We start from the raw sequence: 15,404 nt of genomic DNA on the forward strand, positions 1-15,404 counted from the left end.
CGGCTGGGAGGCGACGATGCCGACTGCCCGCGAAACCCTCCTCGACACGGCCCTGGCCGCCCTCGGCGCGCAGCCCTGGTCCGCGGTGCGGATGGTCGACGTCGCCGCCCGCGCCCGGGTCTCCCGGCAGACCCTCTACAACGAGTTCGGCAGCAAGGAGGGGCTCGCCCGGGCCCTGGTGCGCCGGGAGGCCGACCTCTATCTGCGCGGGGTCGAGGCCGTGCTCGGCGAGCCGGGGCCGCCCGCCCGCCGGCTCGTCTCCATGGCCGAGTGGACCGTCGCCGCTGCCGCCGCCCGGCCCGTGCTGCGGGCGCTGCTCACCGGGGCCTGGGGCGATCGGCTGCCGGTGCCGCGGCCGGCCCGCGCCGGGGCCCGTGCCGCCGCCGTGCCGGAGCAGCGGCGCGCCGACGCGGGGGTGCCCTCGCCGGGGGAACTGCTCGGGCAGGCGAGGGACCGGGCGGTGGCGCTGCTCGCGCCCGCCGCGGAGGCGGGGGACCCGGCGGGCACCGTTCGCTCCTGCGAGCTCGCGCTGCGTCTCGCGCTCTCCCTCGTGGTCGCCCCGGCGCCCGGAGGGGCCAGGGGCGATCGGGTACGCCTTGTCCGCGACGCGCTGTTCCCTGCAACTATGCACCAAGAGACGGGCGTTCGCCCGACGATGCCAGGCGGCGACTGACCTGCTACCCGCGGGAAACCTCAAGTCTTCCTCTGAACCCGGCGGTTGCCGGTGTGGTTCGCCGTGTGCGAGTGGAACGATCACCGACGCATTCCTTATTGGCATGTTCAGGCTACTGAGGAGATTCGGTGTCACCCGATACGTGGAACCGCCTACCCTTGAACGAAAGCCCGCCGCCGGAAGGCCCGTCGGGCCGCCGCCCCCTCCGCGGCCGAGCAAGAAGAATCGCCGCCGTCGCCGGTGTGGTGGCGGCCAGCCTGGTCGTCGAGACCGCCTTCGTGGTGTGGGCCGGCAACGACGCCGTCGCCGTGACCCTGCCGACGATGCAGGTCGCCCAGGCGGCCCCGGCGAAGGCGCCCAAGACCCCCGCGGCCACCGAGGCCGCCGACCTCCCGTCGGCGCAGGTCGCCGCCAGGCTCTCCGGCAAGCGCGTCGAGGCGCTGTCGGAGCGCACCGAGACCACCACGACGTGGGCCAACCCCGACGGCACGGTCACCCTGGAGGCCGCCACCGGTCCGCAGCGCTACAAGGACGCGCTGGGCAACTGGCGCACCGTCGACGTCGGCCTCGTCAAGCACCCCGACGGCAGCGTCTCCGCCGCCGACCACCCGCTCGGCCTCTCCCTGGCCGGGAAGACCCCCGCCGCCACGGCCGCGAAGATCAGGAAGTCCGGCGGCCAGGCGGGCGAGAAGAAGACCCCGTCGGTGCCGCTGATCCGGCTCGACGACCACCACGGCAAGCAGATATCCGTCAACTGGCGCGGAGAGCTCGCCGATCCGACGGTCAAGGGCACCCAGGCGCGCTACGCCGAGGCGCTGCCGTACACCGACCTGATCGTCGAGTCGACCCGCACCGGTTACGAGCAGTTCCTGGAGCTCAAGGACAAGCGGGCGGTCGACGCCAACGGCTCGGTCACCCTGACCCTGGAGGCCAAGGGCCTCAAGGCGAAGAAGAACGCCGACGGTTCGGTCACCTTCACCGACACCAAGAACGGGCGCACCGCCGCCGTCGTCCCCGCCCCCGTGATGTGGGACGCCCAGGTCGACCCGCGCAGCGGCGAGCACACCCACACCGCGAAGGTGGGGCTCGCGCTCACCCAGAACGGTGACAGCGTCGACATCACGCTGACGCCCGACGCGGCCTTCCTGGCCGACTCGAAGACGGTCTTCCCGGTCACCGTCGACCCGGCGGTCTCCGTCGGCACCAGTTTCGACACCTTCGTCCAGGAGGGCTACGGCACCGACCAGTCGGCCGCCACCGAGCTGAAGCTGGGCAACAACGGGTCCTCGCAGAAGGCCCGTTCCTTCCTGTCCTTCCCGATGGCCCAGATCTCGGGCAAGGTCATCCAGTCCGCGAAGCTCAACCTGTGGGCCACCCACTCCTGGTCCTGCACGGCCAAGTCGTGGGAGGTGTGGACCACCGGCGCGGCGAGCACCGCCACCCGCTGGACGGCCCAGCCCACCTGGAGCACCAAGCAGGCCACCAGCACCCAGACCAAGGGCTACTCCTCGGCCTGCGCCGACGGCTGGGTCAACGCCGACGTCACCTCGATGGTCCAGAGCTGGGCCTCCAACGGCAACGGCAGCAACCACCTCGGCCTGCGCGCCACCGACGAGACCGACCCGTACGGCTGGAAGCGCTTCAGCTCCGGCAACGCCGCCTCCAACACCCCGTACCTGTCGGTCACGTACAACACCAAGCCCAGCGTCGTCGCCGCGGTCTCCCCGGTGGACGGCTCGGCCACCAACGACACCACGCCGACCATCACCGGCAAGTCCACCGACGCCGACGGCAACACCGTCCAGCTCAGCTACGAGATCTGGGCCGCGGGCGGCACCGCCGCCCTGCAGAGCGGCACCTCCGGCTTCGTCGCCTCCGGCGCGGACGCCTCCTGGACGCCCGCGACCGCGCTCGCGCCCGGCTCGTACAAGTGGCGGGCCACGGCCTCCGACGGCTCGGTGTCGAGCGCCTGGTCCGCCTGGCAGAACTTCACCGTCGACACCACCGCCCCGGCGGCCACGACGATCTCGTCGAGCGACTTCCCGGCCCAGACCTGGTCCGGCACGCCCGACGCGAACGGCAACGTCTCCGGCGCCTTCACCTTCACGCCGCCGGCGACCGACGCCAAGGAGGTGCAGTACGCCCTCGACGACGGCGCCTGGACCACCCTCGGCGTCAGCGGTGCCACCGTGTCCGCCACCGTCACCGTGACCGCGGGCAAGCACACCCTGACCGCGCGCACCCGTGACGCGGCCGGCAACGTCTCCGGGCAGACCAGCCACGTCTTCTACGCCGGCGCCGGCGCGGCGCTCAACGCCCCGGCCGAGGGCGACCGTGCGGCCCGCCGCACCGCGCTCACCGCGACGGGCAAGGACACCTACACCGGCGTCACCTACCAGTACCGCCGCGGCGAGACCGACACCTGGAAGGACGTGCCGGTCGCCAACGTCACCAAGGCGGCGGACGGATCCGCCGTCGGCGCCTGGCCGCTGCCCGCCCCGGCCGGCAAGCCCGCCGCGCTGAACTGGGACGTCACCGCCACCCTCGCCGAGGACGGCCCGGTGGACGTCCGCGCGCTGTTCACCGACGGCTCCACGTCGGCGGGCTCGCCGGCCAACACCGTCGCCCTGGACCGCACCGCGGGCACCGCGCCCACCGAGCAGGTCGGCCCGGGCGAGGTCAACCTGATGACGGGTGACTTCACCCTCTCGGAGACGGACGTCTCCCTCTTCGACCTCTCCGTCAGCCGCACCGCCTCCTCCCGCAACCCCAACACCGGCGGTACGCAGGAGGGCCAGGTCGCGATCTTCGGCAAGGAGTGGAGCGCCGGCACGGTCGCCGAGGAGAGCGAGACCGACTGGGCGTACATCAAGCAGACCTCCGCCACCTCCCTCGCGCTCGTCGACGTGGAGGGCGAGGAGACCGGCTTCACCGCCACCAGCGGCGGCGGCTGGAAGCCCGAGCCCGGCGCCGAGGAGGTCAGCCTCACCGGTGCGACCAGCGGCTCCCTCACCCTGAAGGACACCGAGGGCACCATCACGGTCTTCACCAAGCCGGACCCGGCCGCCACCACCTGGCAGGTCGCCACCACCGGCATGGAGGGCCTGTCCGACACCACCACCACGGTGGTCTCCGAGGCCGTGACCGTCGACGGCAAGAAGCTGGCCCGGCCGAAGCTGGTCGTCGCCCCCAGCTCCGCCGTCGCGGCCACCACCTGCGCCGCCACCCCGACGACCCGGGGCTGCCGCGCGCTGGAGTACGTCTACGCGACCACCACCACGGCCACCGGCTACTCCAACGCCTCCGAGTTCGGTGACATCGCCGGGCAGGTCAAGGAGATCCGCGCCTGGTCCACCGAGCCCGGTGCGACGGCGGCCACCTCCAAGACCCTCTCCACCTACCGCTACGACCTCGCGGGCCGGCTGCGCCAGCAGTGGAACCCGGCCCTGTCCCAGGCCACCCAGACCCAGTACTCGTACGACAGCGCGGGCCGGATCTTCTGGGTGCAGTCCCAGGGCGAGCTGCCGTGGAACATGGACTACGGCAAGGCCGGCAACAGCCCCCTCGCCGGCGACGGCATGCTCCTGAAGGTCCGCCGCCCGGCCCTCGTCCAGGGCTCGGCCGACCAGACCAGCGGCGAGGCCGCCACCAGCATCGTCTACGACGTCCCGCTGACCGGCGGCAACGCCCCGTACGCCATGGGTGCCCAGGACGTCGCCGCCTGGGGCCAGACCGACGTGCCGACCGACGCGACCGCGGTCTTCCCCGCGGACTCCGTGCCGGCCGCGAACGTCGGCTCCGGCCTGACCGCGGGCGACTACAAGCGCGCCACGATCACCTACACGGACGTCTCCGGCCGTGAGGTGAACACCGCGAGCCCCGGCGGCTACATCTCCACCACCGAGTTCGACGAGCACGGCAACACCGTGCGCGAACTCTCCCCGGGCAACCGGGCGGTGGCGCTGGGCCTGTCCGCCGCCGACCGGGCCGTCCAGAACGAGCTCGGCATCGCCACCCGCTCCGCGGCCGAGCGCGCCGACCTGCTCGCCACCCGGTCGATCTTCGACGAGGCGGGCACCCGAGAGCTCCAGGAGCTCGGCCCGCTGCACCGCGCCACGCTCACGCAGGACCTCGTCTCCGGCGGCGCCACCGTGCTGAAGGCCGGCGACGCCACCACCGTCCGCTCCTGGACGATCAACGAGTACGACGCGGGCCGCCCCACCGACGGCACCGCCACCGTCGAGGACAAGCCCACCAAGGTCACCGTCGGCGCCCAGGTCCTCGCCTACCCCGGCGTCCAGGCCGAGCCGCTGGTCACCCAGACGCTCTACGACTGGGTCAAGGGACTGCCGGTCAAGATCATCCGTGACCCGGCGGGCCTCGCCCTCACCAGCCAGATCGAGTACGACGCCAAGGGACGCACCGTCAAGGAGCTGCTCCCGGGCGCCACCGGCACCGACGCCGGCAGCCGGGTCACCACCTACTGGTCCGCGACCGGCACCGGCGCCTGCGCCGGCCGGCCCGAGTGGGCCGACAAGGTCTGCTCCACCGGCCCCGCCGGGGCGATCACCGGCGGCGGGTCCAACCCGACCCAGCTGCCGACCGTCACCACCGAGTACAGCTGGTGGGGCACCCCGGCCAAGGTGACCACCACCGCCAACGGCACCACGCGCACCACCACGACCAGCTACGACGCGGCCGGCCGGCCGGTCACGACGACCACCACCGGCGGCCTCGGCGACGCGGTGCCCGACACCACCATCGAGTACAACGGCGAGACCGGGCGCGAGGTCAAGACCTCCTCGCCGACCGGCGGGACGATCTGGAAGGCCTACGACAAGCTCGGCCGGCTGATCTCCTACACCGACGCCGACGGCGCCGAGACCAAGACCGAGTACGACCTGCTCGACCGCCCGGTCAAGGTCAGCGACTCGGTGCCCTCCACCGTCACCTACACCTACGACACCGCCGTCGAGCCGCGCGGTCTGCTGGTCAAGACCACCGACTCCGTCGCCGGCACCTTCGAGGCCCGGTACGACGCCGACGGCAGCGTCATCAGCCAGAAGCTCCCCGGCGGTTACAGCCAGACGATCACCGAGGACACCACCGGCGCCGAGGTCAAGCGGCTCTACACCCGGGACAGCGACGGCGCCACCGTCGCCTCCGACACGGTCGACGAGTCGGTCCACGGCCAGGTCGTCCGGCACTCCGGCTGGTCCGCGCAGAGCAACACGTACGACAAGGCCGGCCGGCTCAGCACCGTCCTCGACACCGTCGGCGACGTCTGCACCCGCCGCAGCTACGCCTTCGACAAGCGCACCAACCGCACCGGCCTGACCACGGCGACCGGTGCCGCCGGCGCCGCCTGCCCGACCACCGGAGGGACCACCGCCACCCACAGCTACGACAGCGCCGACCGGATCGTCGACGCCGGCTACGTCTACGACGGCTTCGGCCGCACCACCGCGCTGCCCGGCAGCACGCTGGAGTACTACGCCAACGACCTGGTCCGCCGGCAGACCTCCGGGACCCTGCGCCAGACCTGGACCCTGGACGCCGCCCACCGCTTCCGCGGCTGGACGGTCGAGTCCTCGGCCGACGGCACCTGGACGCAGACCTCCTCCAAGGTGAACCACTACGACGGGGACGACGACGAGCCCCGCTGGATCACCGAGGACGTGGCCTCCGGCAAGCTCACCCGCAACGTCGACTCGGCCGACGGCGAGCTCGCCGCCACCACCAGCGCGAGCGGTGACACCGTCCTCCAGCTGACCAACATCCACGGCGACGTCGCCCTCCAGCTCCCGCTGAACCAGGCCGACGCCCCGCAGGTGCTCGACAGCGACGAGTACGGCAACGCCCGCACCGGCCAGCCCGTCACCCGCTACGGCTGGCTCGGCGGCAAGCAGCGCTCCAGCGAGACCGTCACCGGCCTCACGCTGATGGGCGTCCGGCTCTACAACCCGGCCACCGGCCGCTTCCTCTCGCTCGACCCGGTCTACGGCGGCAGCGCCAACGCGTACGACTACGTCAACGCGGACCCGCTGAACTCCTACGACCTCGACGGCAAGTGGGGCTGCGGCTGGTGCAAGAAGGCCTGGAAGAAGTTCAAGAAGAGCAAGATCGGCCGGCACATCCGCAGGCACCGCGGGATCTACGGCTGGGCGGCCGGCGTCGGCCTCGGCGTCATCGGCGGCGCCTGCGTCGCGGCCACCGCGGGCATCTGCGCCGGAGCGGGCGGCCTGCTCATCGGCGCCGCGTTCGGCGCGGCCGGCGGAGCGGCCCGCTATCGCATCGGCACAGCGAAGCGGAACCGGCGCGGCTACTGGAAGAACGGACTCTACGGCGCGGCCAGTGTCTTCGGACCCGGCGTGTGGAGCCGCTACCGGCTCCGCGGCGCCCCGCAGAGCGCCAAGCGCTGGATCGAGGGATTCCGGCGCGAGAAGAGCTGGGGCAAGCACCGTCGCAAGGTCCACGTCCACTGGGGATTCGGAACCCGCTGGATCCGATGAACCGTTAGTTTCGTGACCAGGGGCCGGCCGGGCCGCGTGCGACCCGGCCGGCCCCCTCGAACACCGGAGGTCCCGTCATGACCGAAGAGAACCGTGAGCCCTCGGGGGCGCTGCGACTCGCGCTGCGCGTCGACGCCTTCACCTCGTCGACCTGGGGCATCATCACCCTGACCGTGGTGCTGGGCACCCTGCTCCTCACCGGCACCACCGCGGGGATCGTCGCCGCCGTCCTGGTCTTCGCGGCCGTCGTGGCGCTCGGCCTCCTCGGCCGCCGGCACGAGCGGCTCAGTGGGCCGAGCCGGACAGCTGGAGACCGATGACGCCGACGATCACCAGCGTGATCGAGACGATCTTGAGGGTGGAGACCAGGTCGCCGAGGAAGACCATCCCGTAGATCGCCGTCCCGGCCGCCCCGATCCCCGTCCACACCGCGTACGCCGGACCCACGTCCAGCTTGCGCAGCGCCAGCGTCAGCAGACCGAAGCTGCCCAGCGCGAAGGCCGCGAACGCGATCGTCGGCCACAGCCGGGTGAAACCGTGCGAGAGCTTGAGGCAGACCGCGAAACCCGTCTCCAGGATCCCCGCGACCACCACCAGCAGCCACGCCATCGTCAGTGCCTCCCACGCCGTCGGTGACTGCTTCGCCTCACTTGGTGCGATTATGCACTTACCAGGCGTGGGCGCCCGCAAACGTGCGCGAATCAGTCGCCCTCGCGTCGCTCCCGCGTCGCGAGCAGCCGCCGCAGCGAGAAGAGCCGGGCCGGATCCGCGTGCCCCTCCGCCACCCAGCCGTCCAGCGCGCAGTCCGGCTCGTCGTGGCTGCAGGCCCGCGGGCACTCCTCCGTCCCCGGCTCCAGATCCGGGAAGGCGTGGATGACCCGCGAGGGGTCGACGTGGTGCAGCCCGAAGGAGCGCACGCCGGGCGTGTCGATGACCCAGCCCTCGGCCTTGTCCAGCGGCAGCGCGAGCGCCGAGGTCGTGGTGTGCCGGCCACGGCCGGTCACCGCGTTCACGTGTCCGGTGACCCGCCGCCGCTCCTCGGGGACCAGCGCGTTCACCAGCGTCGTCTTGCCGACGCCCGAGTGCCCGACGAAGGCCGTCACCCGGTCGCCCAGGTGCTCGCGCACCCGGTCCGCCGCGCCGCCGTCGTACAGCTCCTCGCGGTTGACCACCACGTAGGGGATGTCCAGGGCGCCGTACAGCTCCAGGATCTTCTCCGGCGGCGCCAGGTCCGACTTCGTCAGCACCAGGAAGGGATCGAGCCCGCCGTCGAAGGCCGCCACCAGACAGCGGTCGATGAGACGCGGGCGCGGCTCGGGGTCGGCCAGCGCCGTCACGATCGCCAGCTGGTCGGCGTTGGCCACCACCACCCGCTCGTACGGGTCGTCGTCGTCGGCCGTGCGGCGCAGCACCGAACTGCGCTCGCCGATCCGCACGATCCGCGCCAGGGTGTCCTTCTCGCCCGACAGATCGCCCACCAGGGACACCCGGTCCCCGACCACGGCGGCCTTGCGGCCCAGCTCGCGGGCCTTCATCGCCAGCACGACCCGGTCGTCGACCAGACAGGTCAGCCGGCCGCGGTCGACGGTGAGGACCATGCCCTCGACGGCGTCCTCGTGCTTGGGGCGGATCGTGGTGCGGGGCCGGTTGCCCTTGCGGTTGGGCCGCTGGCGGATGTCGTCCTCGTCGGTGCGCTTGCCGTAGTGCCGCATGCCTCAGACTCCGAGCATTTCGGTCCACATCCTCGGGAAGTCGGGCAAGGTCTTCTCCGTCGTCGCCACGTTCTCGATCTCCACGCCCTCCACGGCGAGGCCGATGATCGCGCCCGCGGTCGCCATCCGGTGGTCGTGGTACGTGTGGAACACCCCGCCGCGCAGCGGGCGCGGGCGGATGTGCAGACCGTCCTCGGTCTCGGTCACCTCGCCGCCGAGCCCGTTGATCTCCTTGGTCAGCGCGGCGAGCCGGTCGGTCTCGTGCAGCCGCAGGTGCGCCACGCCCCGCAGGGTCGAGGGGGAGTCGGCGAGCGCGGCGACCGCCGCGATGCCCGGGGTCAGCTCCCCGACCTCGCCCAGGTCCACGTCGATGCCGTGGATCCGGCCGGTGCCGGTGAAGGTCAGCCCCCGCTCGGTCAGCTCGCAGGAGCCACCCATCTCGGTGAAGATCTCCCGCAGCGCGTCACCGGGCTGGGTGGTGCGCGCCGGCCAGTCCGGCACGGTCACCCGGCCGCCGGTGACCAGCGCGGCGGCCAGGAACGGCTGCGCGTTGGACAGGTCGGGCTCGACCACCAGGTCACGGCCGAGCAGCGCGGACGGCGCCACCCGCCACACGTCGGGCCGCCCGCCGTGCTCCGGCTCGTCGACCTGCGCGCCGACCGCGCGCAGCATGTCGACCGTCATCCGGATGTGCGGCAGCGAGGGCAGCCGGCCGCCGACGTGCCGCACCTCCACGCCCTGGTTGAAGCGCGCGCCCGACAGCAGCAGGGCGCTCACGAACTGGGAGGACGAGGAGGCGTCGATCTCGACGACCCCGCCCTCGATGGAGCCGGCGCCGTGCACGGTCATCGGCAGCGCGCCGCGTCCGTCGTCGTCGATCCGGGTGCCGAGCGCGCGCAGCGCGTCGATGACGCCGTGCAGCGGGCGCTCGTGGGAGCGCGGGTCGCCGTCGAAGCGCACCGGCCCGTCGGCCAGGGCCGCCACCGGCGGCAGGAAGCGCATGACCGTGCCGGCGTTGCCGACGTCCACGGTCGCCGGGCCCCGCAGACCGGCCGGGATGACCCGCCAGGCCTCGCCGGTGCCGTCCGGGCCGCCCGCGACGGCGGAGCTGGACGACACGGTCTCCTCGATCCGCACGCCGAGGGTGCGCAGCCCCTCCGCCATCAGCAGGGTGTCGCGCGAGCGCAGCGGCCGGCGCACCCAGCCGGGCTCGGCGGCCAGCGCCGCGAGCACCAGGGCGCGGTTGGTGACCGACTTCGATCCGGGCACGGTGACGGTGGCGTCCACGGCGCCGCCGGCATACGGGGCGGGCCAGAGGCCGGTGAGCGGATCGGTGTGCGCGGAGCTTTCGGTCATGCCCTCACTTTACGGGGGTACTACACGCCCAGGAGCCAGCGTCCTCCGCCGATCAGCGAGCAGATCGAGACGGCGTGGAAGAACAGGAGCCACAGCGTGGGCGGCACATGGGTGAGCCGGCCGAGCTGGTCGGCGTCCGAGTCGGGCGCCCCTCCGTGCCGCCGCTTCCCCTGCAGCTCGAAGGTCGGCCGGACCCCGCCGAGCAGCAGGAACCACACCACCGCGTACGCGAAGGCCGACTGGACGTCCGGGCCGGTCAGCCAGGACACCAGCAGGAACAGGGTGCCGGTGAGCAGCACGGTGAAGATCCCGTACGCGTTGCGGACCATCACCAGCATCGCCAGCAGCAGCGCCGTGGCCAGCCACAGCAGCAGCGTCACCCGGTGGGCGCCCAGGAGCGCGGCCCCGCCGAGGCCCAGCAGCGGGGCGGCGGTGTAGCCGGCGGCGGCCGTCAGGATCATGCCGGGGCCGGTGGGGCGCCCGCGCGAGACGGTGAGCCCGCTGGTGTCGGAGTGCAGCCGGATCGACTGGAGCCGCCGGCCCGTGGCGAGCGCGACCAGGCCGTGGCCGCCCTCGTGGGCGATGGTGATCGCGTTGCGGGACAGGCGCCATAGCGCGCGGGGCACGACCGCGGCGAGCGCGGCCACCGCCGTGGCGATCACGATCCACTGCGCGGGTGCGGTCTGCGTACCGAGCAGGTCCAGGGAAGGGCTCATTTCGCGGACGGGCTCCTCGGTCGGCGGTCGGGGATGGCAGTGTGGCACTCATGTGCGGACGGTATGCGGCGAGCAGGCGCCCCGAGGACCTGGTGGACGTCTTCGAGGTCGAGAAGTGGGAGCCGGAGGAGACCCTGGCCCCCGACTGGAACGTGGCCCCGACCAAGGAGGTCTACGCGGTTCTGGAGCGTCCTCTCAAAGACGCGGAATCACGCCGGCCGGTTCGCCAGCTGCGCGCGCTGAAGTGGGGGCTCGTGCCGTCCTGGGCGAAGAGCCCGGAGGGCGCCGCCCGGATGATCAACGCCCGCGCGGAGACCCTGCACGAGAAGCCCTCCTTCAAGAAGGCCTTCGCGGCCCGCCGCTGCATCCTGCCCGCCGACGGCTATTACGAGTGGGTGACCGGCGCGGGCGAGCGCGACCTGGAGGTCGAGGGCAAGAAGAAGCGGCCCCGCAAGCAGCCGTACTTCGTGACCCCCGCCGACGGCTCGGTCTTCGCGATGGCCGGGATCTACGAGTTCTGGCGCGACCGGACCCTGCCCGACGGCGATCCCGCGGCCTGGTGGGTCACCTGCTCCGTGGTGACCACCGAGGCCGAGACCGGGCCGCTGGGCGTCGCACCCGCCGAGGGGCCGCGCTCGCTCGCCGACATCCACCCCCGGATGCCGCTGATGCTCACCCCGGACCGCTGGGACGCCTGGCTCGACCCGCACCGCACCGGCCTGGACGAGCTGCGCTCGCTGCTCGCCCCGCCGCCCGAGGGGCTGATGCGCGCCTACCCGGTGGCGACCGCGGTCAGCAACGTGCGCAACAACGGGCCCGAGCTGCTGACGGAGCTGGAGGGCCCGGAGGTGGGCACGCTGTTCTGATTCCGTGCGCCGGTTTTCCCCGCCCCGCGCGGCAGGATGGGGGCGTGACCAAGACCGAGATCGTTCCGACCGCCGCCGGGGACGCCCGGATCACCTGGGCCGCCGCGAAGAAGCCGTGGACCGTGCTCGCCGTCAGCCACGGCGCCGGCGGCGGCATCGAGGCCCGCGACCTGGTGGCCCTGGCCGCGGCGCTGCCCGCCGAGGGCGTGAGCGTCGCGCTGGTCGAGCAGCCCTGGCGGGTGGCCGGCAAGAAGATCGCCCCCGCGCCGAAGACCCTGGACACCGGCTGGCGCGGTCTGTGGCCCGCCCTCGCCGCCCCCGGCCTGCCGGTCATCGCCGGCGGCCGCAGCGCCGGCGCCCGGGTCGCCTGCCGCACCGCCGCCGAGCTCGGCGCCGCCGCGGTGCTCGCGCTGAGCTTCCCGCTGCACCCGCCGGGCAAGCCGGAGCGCTCCCGGGCCGACGAGCTCCTCGGCGCCGGGGTGCCCACCCTCGTCGTCCAGGGCGGCAACGACCCCTTCGGCAGGCCGGCCGAGTTCCCGGACGGCCCGTACACGCTCGCGGAGGTGCCGTACGGCGATCACGGCTTCGCCGTCGCCAAGAGCGCCCCCCTCTCGCAGGACGGTGCCGTCGAGGTGATCGTGCGCGAAGTGACCGCGTGGATCACGTCACTTCGGTGAGCCGGAGGGCCTGGGAATGCCGGGCGGGGGGCCGCTGTTGTGAGGGACATCGGAGCGTGAAGAGCAAAGGAAGAGGGAGTCCGTCGCATGGGTTCGACCATCTGCCCCGAGCGTGTGCAGGGCGCTGACCTGGCGGGGGTCCCCCCGGCCGACGGCTGGGGCAGGACGGTGCTGCCCGCACCCAAGGTCGCCTCTGTTCGGGCGGCGGGCGGAGCGGTTCCTCGTCTATCCTCCGAAGCGAGCGGGTCCGCGTTCGGGTTCGCCGCAGCGCTGGAGGAGGTGGGTCCGGTCACTGGGACCGACACAGGGACCGACGACGGCCCCGAGGAGACGACCGAGGAGCGCAACGCGCGCTTCGAGCGGGACGCCCTCGGCTACCTCGACCAGATGTACTCGGCCGCGCTGCGCATGACGCGCAACCCCGCGGACGCGGAGGACCTGGTGCAGGAGACCTACGCCAAGGCGTACGGCTCCTTCCACCAGTTCCGCGAGGGCACCAACCTCAAGGCGTGGCTGTACCGCATCCTCACCAACACCTTCATCAACTCGTACCGCAAGAAGCAGCGCGAGCCCCAGCGCTCCGCTGCCGAGGAGATCGAGGACTGGCAGCTCGCCCGTGCCGAGTCGCACATGTCGACCGGTCTGCGGTCCGCCGAGTCGCAGGCCCTCGACCACCTGCCTGACTCCGACGTGAAGGAAGCGCTGCAGGCGATCCCCGAGGAGTTCCGCATCGCCGTCTATCTGGCCGATGTCGAGGGCTTTGCGTACAAGGAGATCGCGGACATCATGGGGACACCCATCGGTACGGTGATGTCCCGGCTGCACCGGGGCCGCCGCCAGCTGCGCGGCATGCTCGAGGACTACGCTCGCGACCGCGGGCTGGTTCCCGCGGGCGCCGGAGAGTCGCACGATCTGAAAGGCTCGGGCTCATGAGCTGCGGAGATCCGCACGAGACGGACTGCTCAGAGGTCCTGGACCATCTCTACGAGTTCCTCGACCGAGAGATGCCCGACACCGACTGCACCAAGTTCGAGGTGCACTTCGAGGAGTGCTCGCCGTGCCTGGAGAAGTACGGCCTCGAACAGGCGGTGAAGAAGCTCGTCAAGCGCTGCTGCGGCAGCGATGACGTGCCGGTCGACCTGCGGGCCAAGGTGATGGGCCGGATCGACCTGATCCGATCCGGCCACATCGTCCCCGAGCAGGACGTGGCCACCGCTCCCCAGGAGCAGTAAGGGCCCCTCCGGGCCCGAGGACACCGGGGCCTCCCGGGCCGAGGCCGCCGGGGCCGGTCCCCGGTGTGCCCATCGGCTTGTATCACCCGATGGTGCGAATCGCCCCGGGCGGCCCGTAGGCCGCGCCCCGACTCGCTAGCGTGACGGGCGTGATGGGCGTCGAGGTCATTCCGCGAACGGCACGCGTCTACGTCGGCTGCGCCCTGCTCGCCGCCATCGCGGCCACCCTGCCCGCGTTACGGCCCGGCGCCGGCACCCCCTGGCCCACCGTTCTGCTGCTCGCCGCCCTCTACGCGGCCTGCGAGCTGCCCGCCCGCTGCTCGCTCGTCGCGCGGGCGGTGGGCCACGCCCCGCCCACCGCGGGCTCCTTCTTCCCCGTCCTGCTCGCCTCCGCGCTGCTCCTGCCCCCGGCGGCCGCCGCCCTCACCGCCTTACCCGGCGCCGTCCTGGCCGGCGTGGAACGCCCGCCGGCCGGGGTGCGCCGTGCCTGGCGGGCCGCCCAACTCGCCCTCGCCGTCTGGGCCGCCTCCGGCGCTGCCCGGCTCTTCCACTGCCGCTCCGCGCTCGGCGTCGGGCCCGACGTCCCCGACTTCCCGTACGCGCTGCTGCCGGCCGGGGCCGCCGCGCTCGCCCTCTGCCTCACCCTCACCGCCCTCGACGGCGGCATCCGCCTCACCGCCGAACAGCTCCCGCCGCGGGCCGCCTGGCGCGGACTGCTCGGCCGCACCCTCGCCCCGCACGCCGTGCACGGCCTCGCCGGACTGATGATGGCCGTGCTCTGGCGCAGCCCCTACGGGCCGGTCGCCGCGCTCTTCGTGCTGCTGCCCATGTACATCTCCTGCTGGGTCTTCGCCCAGTACCACCGCGAGCGGGCCGCCCACCAGGCCACCATCCGGGCCCTCGTCCAGGCCGTCGACATCAAGGACCGCTACACCCGCGGCCACAGCGAACGCGTCGGCCGCGCCTCCGAACTGATCGCCCGGGAGCTGGGCATGGCCGAGCCCCGCCTGGAGGTCGTACGGTTCGCCGGCATCCTCCACGACGTCGGCAAACTCGGCGTCCCCACCCGGGTGCTGCGCAAGGACGGCCCGCTCACCCCCGAGGAGCGCCGGATCATCGAGCTCCACCCCGAGTACGGGCACGAGATGGTCCGTGGCATCGGCTTCCTCGGCGAGGCCCGCACCGCGATCCTCCACCACCACGAACGCATGGACGGCAGCGGCTACCCGTACGGTCTCAAGGGCCACCAGATCCCCGAGTACGCCCGGGTGGTCGCCGTCGCCGACGCCTTCGACGCCATGACCTCCACCCGGTCCTACAGCCGCGCCCGCCCCGTCGAGACGGCCCTGGCCGAGCTGGGGCGCTGCGCGGGCACCCAGTTCGACCCCCGCATGGTCGACGCCCTCGCCCGCGCCCTGGCCCGGCACGGGTGGCAGACCGAGGTCACCGCCGACGAGGCCGCCGCCCCCGTGCCCGGCGCCCGCCCCCCACGGCCCGACGACGCGGCCCCGGCCGCCGCCCAGCCCACCGGGGCCCCCGCCGACGCGGCGCCCGCCCAGGAGCACGCGTGAGGAGCGGCGGACAGGCCCCCGGCGGAGGCCTCACCGCGGGCGCGGGCCGCTTCGGCGTCGTCGGGGTCGTCGGCGTCGTCGGCGTCGTC

General features: G+C 73.1%; 12 protein-coding genes. 8 read left to right on the forward strand and 4 right to left on the reverse strand.

All coding sequences use genetic code 11. The features are described from left to right. Positions 1-16: 16 nt before the first annotated feature. From ACH414_RS08290 to ACH414_RS08300, 3 genes are all read left to right on the forward strand, one after another. Positions 17-673: a TetR/AcrR family transcriptional regulator gene (locus ACH414_RS08290; RefSeq protein ID WP_391769505.1), complete on the forward strand. Its 657-nt coding sequence runs from the start codon at positions 17-19 to the stop codon at positions 671-673. A 323-nt stretch (positions 674-996) separates the two neighbouring features. After that, positions 997-7,185: a DNRLRE domain-containing protein gene (locus ACH414_RS08295; protein WP_382538424.1), complete on the forward strand. Its 6,189-nt coding sequence runs from the start codon at positions 997-999 to the stop codon at positions 7,183-7,185. A gap of 77 nt (positions 7,186-7,262) precedes the next feature. Next, entirely contained in the window at positions 7,263-7,505 is a 243-nt protein-coding gene (locus ACH414_RS08300) for a hypothetical protein (protein ID WP_398941235.1), read from the forward strand. On the opposite strand, the gene ACH414_RS08305 is transcribed toward ACH414_RS08300, so the two are convergent. The 4 genes from ACH414_RS08305 to ACH414_RS08320 all read right to left on the reverse strand — a co-directional run bounded on the left by ACH414_RS08305 (position 7,471) and on the right by ACH414_RS08320 (position 10,969). Then, positions 7,471-7,794, reverse strand: coding sequence for a DMT family transporter (locus ACH414_RS08305; RefSeq protein ID WP_382537476.1), 324 nt, complete (start codon positions 7,792-7,794; stop codon positions 7,471-7,473). The two genes, ACH414_RS08300 and ACH414_RS08305, sit on opposite strands and share 35 nt — an antisense overlap. A 92-nt stretch (positions 7,795-7,886) precedes the next feature. Next, positions 7,887-8,897 carry a ribosome small subunit-dependent GTPase A gene (gene rsgA, locus ACH414_RS08310; protein ID WP_398941237.1) on the reverse strand — a complete coding sequence of 337 codons (1,011 nt, stop codon included), beginning with the start codon at positions 8,895-8,897 and terminating at the stop codon, positions 7,887-7,889. Between the two features lie 3 nt (positions 8,898-8,900). Beyond that, positions 8,901-10,253, reverse strand: a complete 1,353-nt coding sequence (aroA, locus tag ACH414_RS08315; protein ID WP_382537482.1) for a 3-phosphoshikimate 1-carboxyvinyltransferase — start codon at positions 10,251-10,253, stop codon at positions 8,901-8,903. Positions 10,254-10,273: 20 nt separating this feature from the next. Continuing rightward, positions 10,274-10,969 carry a M50 family metallopeptidase gene (locus tag ACH414_RS08320; RefSeq protein ID WP_398941239.1) on the reverse strand — a complete coding sequence of 232 codons (696 nt, stop codon included), beginning with the start codon at positions 10,967-10,969 and terminating at the stop codon, positions 10,274-10,276. A gap of 50 nt (positions 10,970-11,019) precedes the next feature. Here ACH414_RS08320 and ACH414_RS08325 point away from each other — a divergent pair, with 50 nt between their 5' ends. The 5 genes from ACH414_RS08325 (at position 11,020) to ACH414_RS08345 (ending at position 15,315) form a co-directional block, all read left to right on the forward strand. Further along, positions 11,020-11,835 carry an SOS response-associated peptidase gene (locus tag ACH414_RS08325; protein WP_382537487.1) on the forward strand — a complete coding sequence of 272 codons (816 nt, stop codon included), beginning with the start codon at positions 11,020-11,022 and terminating at the stop codon, positions 11,833-11,835. A gap of 44 nt (positions 11,836-11,879) precedes the next feature. Next, positions 11,880-12,512, forward strand: a complete 633-nt coding sequence (locus ACH414_RS08330; RefSeq protein ID WP_382537490.1) for an alpha/beta family hydrolase — start codon at positions 11,880-11,882, stop codon at positions 12,510-12,512. Between the two features lie 279 nt (positions 12,513-12,791). Next, complete coding sequence (locus ACH414_RS08335) at positions 12,792-13,445, forward strand: sigma-70 family RNA polymerase sigma factor (protein WP_046907349.1); 654 nt, start codon at positions 12,792-12,794, stop codon at positions 13,443-13,445. Continuing rightward, positions 13,442-13,744, forward strand: coding sequence for a mycothiol system anti-sigma-R factor (rsrA, locus tag ACH414_RS08340; RefSeq protein WP_382537493.1), 303 nt, complete (start codon positions 13,442-13,444; stop codon positions 13,742-13,744). Before ACH414_RS08335 ends, rsrA begins: the two co-directional genes overlap by 4 nt. A 152-nt stretch (positions 13,745-13,896) precedes the next feature. Next, entirely contained in the window at positions 13,897-15,315 is a 1,419-nt protein-coding gene (locus ACH414_RS08345) for an HD-GYP domain-containing protein (RefSeq protein ID WP_398941508.1), read from the forward strand. The last annotated feature ends 89 nt before the right edge of the window (positions 15,316-15,404 follow it).

Origin of the sequence: Streptomyces sp. NPDC020422 (assembly GCF_044386705.1) — a bacterium.
GTDB lineage: Bacteria > Actinomycetota > Actinomycetes > Streptomycetales > Streptomycetaceae > Streptomyces.

Excerpts from the sequence above, each read along its gene's own strand:
- ACH414_RS08345 (WP_398941508.1), top strand. The coding sequence starts at position 13,897 with ATGGGCGTCGAGGTCATTCCGCGAACGGCACGCGTCTACGTCGGCTGC.
- ACH414_RS08325 (WP_382537487.1), top strand. The coding sequence starts at position 11,020 with ATGTGCGGACGGTATGCGGCGAGCAGGCGCCCCGAGGACCTGGTGGAC.
- rsrA (WP_382537493.1), top strand. The coding sequence starts at position 13,442 with ATGAGCTGCGGAGATCCGCACGAGACGGACTGCTCAGAGGTCCTGGAC.
- ACH414_RS08290 (WP_391769505.1), top strand. The coding sequence starts at position 17 with ATGCCGACTGCCCGCGAAACCCTCCTCGACACGGCCCTGGCCGCCCTC.
- ACH414_RS08320 (WP_398941239.1), bottom strand. The coding sequence starts at position 10,969 with ATGAGCCCTTCCCTGGACCTGCTCGGTACGCAGACCGCACCCGCGCAG.
- ACH414_RS08305 (WP_382537476.1), bottom strand. The coding sequence starts at position 7,794 with ATGGCGTGGCTGCTGGTGGTGGTCGCGGGGATCCTGGAGACGGGTTTC.
- rsgA (WP_398941237.1), bottom strand. The coding sequence starts at position 8,897 with ATGCGGCACTACGGCAAGCGCACCGACGAGGACGACATCCGCCAGCGG.
- ACH414_RS08295 (WP_382538424.1), top strand. The coding sequence starts at position 997 with ATGCAGGTCGCCCAGGCGGCCCCGGCGAAGGCGCCCAAGACCCCCGCG.
- aroA (WP_382537482.1), bottom strand. The coding sequence starts at position 10,253 with ATGACCGAAAGCTCCGCGCACACCGATCCGCTCACCGGCCTCTGGCCC.
- ACH414_RS08300 (WP_398941235.1), top strand. The coding sequence starts at position 7,263 with ATGACCGAAGAGAACCGTGAGCCCTCGGGGGCGCTGCGACTCGCGCTG.